10 protein-coding genes and 1 tRNA gene are annotated in these 10,963 nt (G+C 73.8%); 2 read left to right on the top strand and 9 right to left on the bottom strand.

The annotated features are described in order from the left end of the window. Positions 1 to 10 precede the first annotated feature (10 nt). The 7 genes from thrC to ACPYOM_RS17580 all read right to left on the bottom strand — a co-directional run bounded on the left by thrC (position 11) and on the right by ACPYOM_RS17580 (position 6,933). Positions 11 to 1,105: a threonine synthase gene (thrC, locus tag ACPYOM_RS17550; RefSeq protein WP_481343591.1), complete on the bottom strand. Its 1,095-nt coding sequence runs from the start codon at positions 1,103 to 1,105 to the stop codon at positions 11 to 13. Then, positions 1,105 to 2,409 carry a homoserine dehydrogenase gene (locus ACPYOM_RS17555; protein ID WP_481343590.1) on the bottom strand — a complete coding sequence of 435 codons (1,305 nt, stop codon included), beginning with the start codon at positions 2,407 to 2,409 and terminating at the stop codon, positions 1,105 to 1,107. Before ACPYOM_RS17555 ends, thrC begins: the two co-directional genes overlap by 1 nt. Positions 2,410 to 2,505: 96 nt before the next feature. Next, positions 2,506 to 3,924, bottom strand: coding sequence for a diaminopimelate decarboxylase (gene lysA, locus ACPYOM_RS17560; RefSeq protein ID WP_481343589.1), 1,419 nt, complete (start codon positions 3,922 to 3,924; stop codon positions 2,506 to 2,508). A 2-nt stretch (positions 3,925 to 3,926) separates the two neighbouring features. Beyond that, a complete protein-coding gene (locus ACPYOM_RS17565; RefSeq protein WP_481346950.1) occupies positions 3,927 to 4,721 on the bottom strand; it encodes a DALR anticodon-binding domain-containing protein in 795 nt (264 codons plus the stop codon). A gap of 116 nt (positions 4,722 to 4,837) precedes the next feature. Next, positions 4,838 to 4,912: transfer RNA gene (locus ACPYOM_RS17570), tRNA-Arg, on the bottom strand. Positions 4,913 to 4,981: 69 nt separating this feature from the next. Continuing rightward, on the bottom strand, positions 4,982 to 6,055 hold the full coding sequence (locus ACPYOM_RS17575; protein ID WP_481346951.1) for a 1-acyl-sn-glycerol-3-phosphate acyltransferase: 1,074 nt from the start codon (positions 6,053 to 6,055) through the stop codon (positions 4,982 to 4,984). Next, complete coding sequence (locus tag ACPYOM_RS17580; RefSeq protein ID WP_481346952.1) at positions 6,052 to 6,933, bottom strand: patatin-like phospholipase family protein; 882 nt, start codon at positions 6,931 to 6,933, stop codon at positions 6,052 to 6,054. The genes ACPYOM_RS17575 and ACPYOM_RS17580 overlap by 4 nt, the downstream gene beginning before the upstream one ends. 100 nt (positions 6,934 to 7,033) lie before the next feature. Here ACPYOM_RS17580 and ACPYOM_RS17585 point away from each other — a divergent pair, with 100 nt between their 5' ends. After that, the gene (locus ACPYOM_RS17585) at positions 7,034 to 7,660 is read left to right on the top strand and encodes an ASCH domain-containing protein (RefSeq protein WP_481346953.1); all 627 of its coding nucleotides are present in this window, start codon (positions 7,034 to 7,036) and stop codon (positions 7,658 to 7,660) included. Between the two features lie 14 nt (positions 7,661 to 7,674). Here ACPYOM_RS17585 and ACPYOM_RS17590 read toward each other — a convergent pair whose 3' ends face one another. Together ACPYOM_RS17590 and ACPYOM_RS17595 are read right to left on the bottom strand one after the other, a co-directional pair. Next, positions 7,675 to 8,712 carry a hemolysin family protein gene (locus tag ACPYOM_RS17590; protein WP_481342945.1) on the bottom strand — a complete coding sequence of 346 codons (1,038 nt, stop codon included), beginning with the start codon at positions 8,710 to 8,712 and terminating at the stop codon, positions 7,675 to 7,677. Continuing rightward, the gene (locus tag ACPYOM_RS17595; protein WP_481342946.1) at positions 8,709 to 10,091 is read right to left on the bottom strand and encodes a hemolysin family protein; all 1,383 of its coding nucleotides are present in this window, start codon (positions 10,089 to 10,091) and stop codon (positions 8,709 to 8,711) included. Before ACPYOM_RS17595 ends, ACPYOM_RS17590 begins: the two co-directional genes overlap by 4 nt. A gap of 213 nt (positions 10,092 to 10,304) precedes the next feature. On the opposite strand from ACPYOM_RS17595, the gene ACPYOM_RS17600 reads away from it, so the two are divergent. Further along, positions 10,305 to 10,963, top strand: a 659-nt coding sequence (locus tag ACPYOM_RS17600) for an ABC transporter ATP-binding protein (protein WP_481346955.1), incomplete at its 3' end; no start/stop codon positions are given.

The raw sequence follows: 10,963 nt of genomic DNA on the forward strand, positions 1-10,963 counted from the left end.
GCCTCACGCGTCAGTCCTCGAGGCTGAGCGCCCGCGCCGCGCTCACCGCGTCGACCGGGACCCGGACCGGGGTCACGTCGCCACCGTCGGCGGTGCGCAGCGCCCACTGCGGGTCCTTGAGGCCGTGACCGGTGACGGTGCAGACGATGCGCGCCCCAGGGGGGACGAGGCCGGCCTCGTGGCAGGCCAGCAGGCCGGCGACTGACGCGGCGGAACCGGGCTCGACGAAGACGCCCTCCTGCGCCGACAGGAACCGGTGCGCGAGGAGAATCTGCTCGTCGGTGACGGCGTCGATGCGACCGCCGGACTCGTCACGGGCCGTGAGGGCCTGCTCCCACGAGGCCGGGTTGCCGATGCGGATCGCCGTCGCGATGGTCTCGGGCTCGTCGACCGGGTGGCCGAGGACGATCGGCGCGGCCCCGGCCGCCTGGAAGCCCCACATGACGGGCAGGTGGGTCGCCGGCCCGGCGGGGGCGTCGGTGACGGGCGTGGCGAGGTACTCGCGGTAGCCCTTCCAGTACGCCGTGATGTTGCCGGCGTTGCCGACCGGCAGGCAGTGGATGTCGGGCGCGTCACCGAGGGCGTCGACGACCTCGAACGAGGCCGTCTTCTGGCCCTCGATGCGGGCCGGGTTGACGGAGTTGACGAGCTCGACCGGGTAGGCCTCGGCGAGCTTGCGCGCGAGGTTGAGGCAGTCGTCGAAGTTGCCGTCGACCTGCAGCAGGGTCGCGCCGTGGGCGATGGCCTGGCTCAGCTTGCCCATGGCGATCTTGCCCTCGGGCACGAGAACGCCGCACGCCATGCCGGCCTTGGTCGCGTACGCCGCGGCGGACGCGCTCGTGTTGCCGGTGCTGGCGCAGATGACGGCCTTCGCACCCTTCTTGGCGGCGAGGCTGATCGCCGCGGTCATGCCGCGGTCCTTGAACGAGCCGGTGGGGTTGAGCCCCTCGTACTTGAGGTGCACCTCGGCCCCGACCCGCTCCGACAGCTTCTCCGCCGGGATGAGCGGCGTGCCGCCCTCGCGAAGCGTCACGACCGGTGCGCCCTCGAGCATCGGCAGCCGGTCGGCGTACTCGGGGATGACACCCCGCCACTGGTGAGCCATCAGGAACCTTCCACGCGCATGACGGAGTTGACGCCACGGACGACCTCGAGCGTGCGCAGCGCCTCGACCGTGGCCGACAGCGCCGCGTCGCTCGCGGTGTGGGTGACGATGATGAGGGTGGCCCGGGCGCCCTGGCCGTCCTCGTCGCGGACGAGCTGCTGCCGGACGGTCTCGATGGACACGTCGTGGTCGGCGAACGCCGCGGCGACCTGGGCGAGGACGCCGGAGCGGTCGGCCACCTCGAGACTGATGTGGTACCGGGTCTGGGCCTGGCCCATGGGCAGGACCGGCAGCTCGGCGTAGCTCGACTCGCCCGGCCCGAGGCCCCCGCCGACACGGTGCCGGGCCACGGCGACGATGTCGCCGAGGACGGCCGAGGCGGTGGGGTCGCCGCCGGCGCCCTTGCCGTAGAACATGAGCTGCCCCGCGGCGTCGGCCTCGACGAACACGGCGTTGAAGGCCTCGCGGACGCCGGCGAGCGGATGGGTGCGCGGGATCATCGCCGGGTGGACCCGGACGCTGACGCCGGCGTCCCCGCGCTCGCAGATCGCGAGCAGCTTGACGACGGCGTCCATCTCGCGGGCCGCCGCGACGTCGGCGGCGGTGACCTCGGTGATGCCCTCTCGGTGCACGTCCGTGCCGGCCACGCGGGTGTGGAAGGCGAGCGAGGCGAGGATGGCGGCCTTGGCCGCGGCGTCGAAACCCTCGACGTCGGCGGTGGGGTCGGCCTCGGCGTAGCCGAGGGACTGCGCCTGCTCGACGGCGTCCGCGAACCCGGCACCGGTCGTGTCCATCTTGTCGAGCACGTAGTTGGTCGTGCCGTTGACGATGCCGAGCACCTTGGTCACCTCGTCACCCGCGAGCGACTCGCGCAGCGGGCGCAGCAGCGGGATGGCACCGGCGACGGCGGCCTCGTAGTACAGGTCGACGCCGTGCCGGGCGGCCGCGGCGTAGAGCGTCGGCCCATCCTCGGCAAGGAGCGCCTTGTTGGCCGTGACGACGGAGGCGCCGTGCTCCATGGCGCGCAGGATGAGCGAGCGTGCCGGCTCGATGCCGCCGATGACCTCGACGACGACGTCCGCCCGCGTGACGAGGCCCTCCGCGTCGGTCGTGAACAGGCCCGGGTCCACGCCGAGGTCGGACCGGTCGCGGCCGCCCCGGCGCACGGCGATGCCGGCGATCTCGAGCGGCGCGCCGACCCGCGCGGCCATGTCGTCGGCGTGCTCGACGAGCAGGCGCGCGACGGCGCCACCGACGACGCCGGCCCCGAGGAGGGCGACGCGCAACGGCTTCCGGTCACTCACAGCGCGCTCCACGGTGCGAATCCTGCCGTCCGTCCGGCCCCGGGCCGGCCATTGTTTCGCGATCCGGACATGCTCGACACAGGATCTGCGGCTCCATCAGACATCGAGCGCGAGCAGGTCGTCGACGGTCTCGCGCCGGACGATCAGGCGGGCGAGGCCGTCGCGGACGGCGACGACGGGCGGCCGCGGCGTGTGGTTGTACTGGCTCGACAGCGAGCGGCAGTAGGCGCCCGTGCAGGGCACGGCGACGAGGTCGCCGGCCGCGACGTCGGCCGGCAGGAACTCGTCCTTGACGACGATGTCGCCGCTCTCGCAGTGCTTGCCGACCACCCGGGCGAGGACCGGCGCGGCGGTGGACGCCCGGCCGGCGAGCGTGCACGAGTAGTTGGCGTCGTAGAGGGCGGTGCGCACGTTGTCACTCATCCCGCCGTCGACCGAGACGTAGACGCGCTGGGCGCCGCCGTCGAGGTCGACGGGCTTGACGGTCCCCACCTCGTACAGCGTGAAGGTGCTCGGGCCGGCGATGGCACGCCCGGGCTCGATCGAGATGCGCGGAACGGCGACGCCGTCGGCACGGCACTCGCGCTCGACGATCTCGGCCATGCCCGCCGCGAGGTGCTTGGGCGGCAGCGGGTCGTGCTCGGTCGTGTAGGCGATGCCGAAGCCGCCACCGAGGTCCAGCTCGGGCAGCTCGACGCCGAGCTCGCGGGCGACCTGCGTGTGCAGCCCGAGGATGCGTCGGGCCGACACCTCGAAGCCCGACGTGTCGAAGATCTGGGAGCCGATGTGGCTGTGCAGGCCGAGCAGCCGGAGGCGGTCGGGGCGCCCGAGGATGCGGCGGACCGCCTCGAAGGCCTGGCCACCCGAGAGGGACAGGCCGAACTTCTGGTCCTCGTGGGCCGTCGCGATGAACTCGTGCGTGTGGGCCTCGACACCGACCGTGACCCGGACGAGGACCGGGGCCACCACGCCGAGCTCGGCGGCCACCCCGGCCACCCGCTCGATCTCGTCGAAGGAGTCGACGACGATGCGCCCGACGCCGTACTCGAGGGCCTGGCGGATCTCGGCGAGGCTCTTGTTGTTGCCGTGCAGGCCGATCCGCTCCCCCGGCACTCCGGCCCGCATCGCGACGGCGAGCTCGCCACCGGTGCAGACGTCGAGGTGCAGACCCTCGTCGTGGATCCATCGCGCGACCTCGGTGCAGAGGAACGCCTTGCCGGCGTAGTAGACGTCGGCACCACCGCACAGGTCGTCGAAGACCTCCGCGTACGTCTGCTTGAACTCCCTTGCGCGCGAACGGAAGTCGTCCTCGTCGATGACGTAGGCGGGAGTGCCGAAGTCGCGGGCGAGGTCGACGACCGAGACGCCGCCGACCGTGAGCGCGCCGTCACCTCCCCTGCCGACCGACGAGGCCCACAGCGACGGCACCAGCGCGTTGATGTCGACGGGGGTCTGGAGCCACGCCGGCCCTCGGTAGCCCTCGGCGTGGAGCGCTCCGGCTTCGTGTGCGCGCATTCCTACATCCTCTCGGGGGCCGCCGCTGCGAGGCGGCCGAGTCCATTGCGCAAGACGACGCGAGCGGCGTCGGCGAGCGCGAGTCTGGCCCCGTGGACCGGCTCCACGGGTGCGCCCACGGCGAGGGGCCGCGTCGGGTGGTCCCACTCGTCGGCGAGTCGCCCCAGCTCGACGAGTGCGCGGACCTGGGCGGCCGGGTCGCCGCGGTGGTGCTCGAGCCGCTGGGGCAGGTCGGCGAGGGCGACGAGCAGGTGCCGCTCCGTGACGTGGGTCAGGGTCTCGAGGCGCGTCGACGGGCGGACCTGCACGCCGGCGGCCTCGGCGTTGCGGACGAGCCGGCACAGCCGGGCATGGGACAGCTGGACCCCGCGGAGCGGGTCCCGCGGCCCGCGCTCCCCCGGCCGCTCGGTCCGGTCGACGTGCGCCGTCCCGTGCGGGCAGGCGTAGGTGTCGGCCTCGCGCCGGACGACCTCGATGATCGCCGCGCGATCGGCGTCCTCGAGCGTGATGGCGATGAGGCCCGTGGGCGCCACCTCGACGGCCGACACCGGGCGCTGCTCCGTCAGGCCCCAGGCCAGGACGCGTGCGAGGTCACGGGGCGCGAGGTCCAGGCGCGGACCCCACCGCTGGGCGACGGGGGTGACCCAGTCGGCGACGACGCCGGCGGCGCGCGGGTCCGTGGGCCGGAACAGCGGCCCGACTGGTGGTCCGGCCTCGGCCTCGTCGGGGAGCTCGCCGGTGCGCGCGGCCCGCGTCGCCACGCCGCACAGGAGGGCGCGCAGCTGCTCCGGCGTCATGGCGCCGAGTCTACGAGCCGGTGGCGACGCGTCCTCGGCCGCCCGACGCTGACGGAGGCCGGACGGCACGAGGCCCCGAGACGGCGTTGCGCGCTGTCTCGGGGCCTCGTCCCGGCTGGTGCCCCCGGCAGGATTCGAACCTGCGCTCCCGCCTCCGGAGGGCGGTGCTCTATCCCCTGAGCTACGGGGGCGTGCACTTTCGTGCGCCCGGTGAGAGTAGCAGCCCGGCCGGACCATCCGTGAATCGCGTCGGCCCTCGCTCAGGGCCGCGGCGCGATGTCGGCACGACGGTCGAGCGAGAGGTCGACGGGGCGGTTCTCCTCGACCCAGGCGTCTATCCGTTCCCACCACGTGAAGAGCCAGTCGATGCGCTCCTCGCGCCCGGCCGGCACAGCCTCGGCAGGCACCCGCCACCACCGCATGATGATCTGCTTGTCCATCGGCAGCTCGCGCCAGACGTCCCGGACGGTGACGAGGTGGTCGAGCCCCGTGTGCGCCACGAAGACGACGTCCGCCGTGGGTGCCGCGTCGAGCGCGGCGATGACACCGCCCGGTCGCGGCGGAAGGACGTTGGTCATGTGCTCGGCGCGGGCCGCCATGTCCGCGTGACCCTTTCGGCGCAGCGTCTCGATGGACCGCGCCCGGCGCGCGGGGCTGAAGTTGCCCCCTTCCGGGAAGATGACGAAGGCGTCGTCGTCGTCGAGCCCGGTGGCGAGGTCGGCGATCTCGCGTTCCACCACCTCGCTGTCACGCAAGGACCGCGGGTTCGGTGAGATGAACCGGGCCGGGAGCCGGTGCAGGACCAGACCGATGGCCGGGTCCAGCGCCATGGTGTCCTTGAGGACGACCCGGGGCTCGCGCCCGTACCAGCGCTGGAGCGCGTAGACGACGGTGAACGAGTCGGCGGGACCCGCGTGCCGGCACAGCACGAGCACCGGCCCGGGCGCCGTCTGGTCCGGTGCCTCGCCCTCGCGCACCACACGCAGCCGCAGCACCCGGCGGGCCTCGCGGAACATGACGACGAGATAGGTGCGCACGAGCGCGTAGTGGGCCCGTTCGAACACGGGACGCCGGATCGCCCAGCCGAGTCCCGAGGCGACCCAGAGGTCGAGCATGACGAGGATCAGGACCGCCTCGAGGAGCACATGGACCAGCGCGATCCAGAGGAGCCGCAGCGGCCGCCGTCGGCCGGGGACCAGGGGCGACAGCGCCCCGGCGAGCACGAGCGTCAGCGGCAGGGCCACGACTGCGGCACCGGCCAGCGCCAGGAGCACCACGGCGAAGACCAGACGACGCACGGCCCCGAGCGCCCCGTGGAGCCAGGGCCGGATCACCGCCCTCGCCGGTCCTCGGCGTCGCCGGGCCGGCCCGGGGTCGGGAACGCGCCCAGCGCGTCGAGGTAGGCGCCCGCCGAGCGGTGCGCGGCCTCGATGCGTCCGCGCACGAGCGAGAAGTCGCGGTACGTGCGCACGGTGTCCACCTCGTCGGCGCCGGCGCCCGTCGGCAGGACGTGCACCTCGACGTCGTCGGGCACCTCGGCGAGCTCGCGCACGAAACGGTGCCGACGGGCGATCTCGAACGAGACCCGCGCGACGTGCCAGGGCCGCGTGGGCACCTCGAGCGGGCGGTCGACGCGGCCGACCTGCAGGACGAAGACCCGCCGCGCCCCGAGCCCCACGGCCCGCCCCAGGGGGATCGAGTTGACGATGCCCCCGTCGAGGTAGTGCTGGCCGTCGACGAGGGCGGGCGGCAGCAGGCCCGGCACCGCTGCGGACGCGACGACGGCGTCGACGACCCGCCCACCCGTGAACCAGTGCTCCGAGGCCCGCTCGACCGACGCGGCACAGCACTGGAAGCGGACGGCGAGGTCCTCGAACGTGCGGTCGCCGAGCTCCTCGGCGATGCGGTCCCGCAACGGACGCGCCGAGTGCAGGTGGGTCCCCGTCCGGATGGCTCGCCGGAGCTGCCGCACGGCCCGGTCGCCGTAGACCTCCCGGCCCTCAGCGGCGCTCTGCCACAAGGCGTGGAGACGGTCGGCCACACGGGGCGTCGGGTCGGCCGCGACGAGGGCGCCGTTGATCGCGCCGACCGACGTGCCGACGACGAGGTCGGGGACGATGCCGCGTTCGAGCAGGGCCCGGAGCATCCCCACCTCGACGGCACCGAGCAGCCCGCCCCCGCCGAGGACGAACGCCGTGCCGTGCGCAGCCACGCTGTGACGCTACCCCGGTCCGGGCCTGGCTTGCGGACACCTGCGAACTGTCCGCGCGGCTCGGCGCCCCCGCGGGCCCGGGTTCTGCGAGGGTGGGCCCGTGCTCATCTCCCGACCCGTCGCCGAGGGCATCCGCGCCGGCACGGTCACCCAGGCCTTCCGCCGGTGGGACGCCCCGCGCGTCAAGGTCGGTGGCACGCAGCTGACCCCCGCCGGACTCGTGCGTTTCGATGCCGTGACGCTCGTGCGTGACGTCGCACGTCTCACCGAGCGCGACGCCCGCCGGGCCGGGGTCAAGGACCGCGCGACCCTGCTCCGGGCCCTCGAGCCGAAGCAGCGGACGCCGTCCCCCCGCGGCGGCAGGGGTGGGGACAAGGTCTACCGCGTGCGCCTCTCCTGGGCGGGTGAGGACCCCCGGATCGCCCTGCGCGAGAAGCTTCCCGAGGCCGAGGAGCTCGAGGACATCGGCCGGCGCCTCGACCGCCTCGACGCTCGTGACACCGGTCCCTGGACCCTCGAGATCCTCGAGTGGATCCGCGACAACCCCCGCACCGTGGCCCGCGAGCTGGCCGCGCTGCTCCACCGGGACCTGCTCCCGATGAAGGTCGACATCCGCAAGCTCAAGGCCCTCGGCCTGACGATCAGCCACGACGTCGGCTACGAGCTCGCGCCCCGCGGTCAGGCCTACCTGGACTGGCGCGCCGCCCGGGAGGACAGTGACGGCTGAGCCCCCGCGGAGGCTCAGCGCTGGGTCGTGTCGGTGACCTCGCCGACGAGCTCCTCGAGGACGTCCTCGAGGAAGACGACGCCGGTGACGCGGGCCTCGTCGTCGATGACGCGGGCCAGGTGGGCGCCGGTGAGCTGCATCGTGGCGAGGACGTCCTCGACCTCGTCGCCCTCGCGGACGGTCGCCAGGCGCCGGACGCGCTTGGGAGGCACCGGCTGCTCGTGGCGCTCGTCGTCGGCGTACAGGATGTCCTTGAGGTGGATGTACCCGGCGATCTCGCCGGCTGCGTCCCGCACCGGGTAGCGGCTGAAGCCGTGCCGCGCCACGAGGCGCTCGATGTCGGCGGGGGTCGCCCCGAGCTCGACGGTCGTCAGCCCGCCGGCCGGCACTGCGACGTCGCGGGCCAGCTTGTCGGAGAACTCGAGCGTCTTCGTGACCAGGCCGTGCCGCTCCTCCTCGATGAGCCCTTCGCGACGGGACTCGCCGACGATGTGCGCGACCTCCTCGACGGTGAAGGCCGACGTCAGCTCGTCCTTGGGCTCGACGTGGAGCAGCCGTACGAGGCCCTTGGCCGTGGCCTCCATCGCCGCGACGATGTGCCGCAGCGTCCGGGCGACGAGGAACAGGGGCGGCACCAGGACGAGCGCCGCCCGGTCGGGGCCGGCGATGGCGAGGTTCTTCGGGATCATCTCGCCGACGACGACGTGCAGGTAGGAGACGGCGAGCAGCGCGAGCGCCAGGGCGGCGCCGCTCGCCCACGCGTCGGACAGGCCGACGCCGTGGAACACCGGTTCGAGCAGGTCGTGCAGCGCCGCCTCGGCGAGGGCGCCCAGCCCGACCGAGCACACCGTGATGCCGAGCTGGGCCGTGACGAGCATCGAGCCGAGCCGCTCGAGGGCCTGCAGGCACGACGCGGCCCGCTTGCTGCCGGCCTCCGCGAGCGGCTCGAGGGTCGAGCGGCGCACCGCCATCGCCGCGAACTCGGCACCGACGAAGAAGGCGTTCCCGAACAGGAGGAGCACCGAGACGACGTACACCCACGCGCCGCTCACGAGCCGTCCTGCCCCACGACAGGAGCGGCCGCGTCGCGCGCGCCGTCGTGCGGGCCGCCCCCGTCTGCGGCGTCCGGCAGCGACTCGGGGTCCGGGACAAACCGGAGCCGGTCGACGCGGCGTCCCTCCATGCCCACGACGTTGATCCGCCAGCCCGGTACGTGCACGCTGTCGCCGACGGCGGGCACGCGTCCGAGGGCGGCCATGACGAAACCGCCCATCGTCTCGTACGCGGACCCGTCCGGGACGTCGGCGTCGAAGGCGTCGCGCACCTCGTCCGGGCGCCAGAGCCCGGGCACGGTCCACGAGCCGTCGAGCAGCTCGCGCCCGCTCTGGCGGCTGCGGTCGTGCTCGTCGGAGACCTCGCCGACGATCTCCTCGACGACGTCCTCGAGGGTGACGACCCCGGAGGTGCCGCCGTACTCGTCGACGACCACGGCCATCTGGAACCCGCCCTCGCGCAGCTGGCGCAGGAGCGGGTCGAGCCGGATCGTCTCCGGCACGACGAGCCGCTCGGACATCAGGGCCGACACCGGCACGTCCTTGCGCCGCTCGTGCGGCACGGCCATGGCCTTCTTGACGTGCACGACCCCGTCGACGTCGTCCCAGTCGTCGCCGAGCACCGGGAAGCGGGAGAAGCCGGTGCGCCGGGACAGGCGAAGCACGTCGTCGGCCGACTCGTCACGGTGGATGCCGGTGCAGCGCACCCGCGGCGTCATGACGTCGTCGGCGGTGCGCTCGCCGAACCCGAGCGAGCGGGTCAGCATGCGGGCCGTGACCTGGTCGAGGGTGCCCGCCTCGGCCGAGCGCTGCACGAGGCTGGCGAGCTCCTGCGGGGTCCGGGCACCCGACAGCTCCTCCTGCGGCTCGATGCCCACCGAGCGAAGGAACCCGTTGGCCGAGCCGTTGAGCACGACGATGAGCGGCCGGGCGACGAGGGCGAAGACGCGCACGGGCAGCGCGACGACCTTCGCGGTCGCGAGCGGCACCGAGATGCCGAGGAACTGCGGCAGCAGCTCGCCGAAGACCATCGAGAAGACCGTGGCGAGCACGAGGGCGATGGCGCTCGCCAGGGCCTGCACGGCACCCGTCCCGAGCCCGAGAGCGGTCAGCGGCCCCGACACGAGCTGGCCGATCGACGGCTCGGCCAGGTAGCCGACGACGAGCGTCGTGATGGTGATGCCGACCTGGGCCGCCGACAGCTGCGTCGAGAGCTGCTTGAGCGACTGCAGCACGACGCGGGCCCGGGAGTCGCCCTCGTCGATGGCCCGTTGCACCGTCGGCCGGTCGAGGGCGACGAGCGAGAACTCGGCCGCGACGAAGACGGCGGTACCGGCCGTGAGCAGCACCGCACCGAGGACGAGGAGCCACTCGGTCATGCGGGCGGGCCTCCCGCGGCGACGGGACGCTGGACCGGATCGGGATCGCACGTCATGGTGCGCCCACTATAGGGAGCGGCACGGGCCGTGGACCCCGGTGTGGTTGAGTGGGCGCCACACGCGGCGATCGGCGGCGCGGACGCGGACCACCGACCCCCGGACCGGCGCTCGGGCCGGAGGCCGGGTCGCGCCGGGAGACGAAGGGAGCGTCTGGTGGGTGCACGGTCGGGGTTCCCGGGGCTCATCGAGGTGCGCGGCCTGACGAAGCGGTTCGGGTCGCTGACGGCCGTCGACCACCTCGACCTCGACGTCGAGCCGGGCCGGATCACCGGGTTCCTCGGGCCCAACGGCAGCGGCAAGACCACGACCCTGCGGATGCTCCTCGGGCTCATCCGCCCGAGCGCCGGCACCGCGACGATCGACGGCCACCGCTACGTCGACATCCCCAACCCGCTCACCGTCGTCGGCTCGGCCCTCGAGGCGACGAACTTCCACCCCGGCCGCAGCGGGCGCGACCACCTGCGCGTCCAGGCGTCGGTGGCCGGCGTGCCGAGCCGCCGGGTCGACGAGCTGCTCGAGCTCGTCGGCATCCCCGCCGCCGCCCGCAAACGCGCCGGCGGCTACTCGATGGGCATGCGCCAGCGGCTCGGCCTGGCGGCGGCGCTCCTCGGCGACCCGCAGGTCGTCATCCTCGACGAGCCGGCCAACGGCCTCGACCCCGAGGGCATCCGCTGGCTGCGCAGCTTCCTGCGCCACCTCGCCGCCGAGGGCCGCACGCTGCTCATCTCCAGCCACATGCTCTCCGAGGTCGAGCAGACCGTCGACGACGTCGTCATCATCGCCAACGGCAGACGCGTCGCCCAGGGCACCGT

The organism is Monashia sp. HAY1-2A, assembly GCF_056755315.1.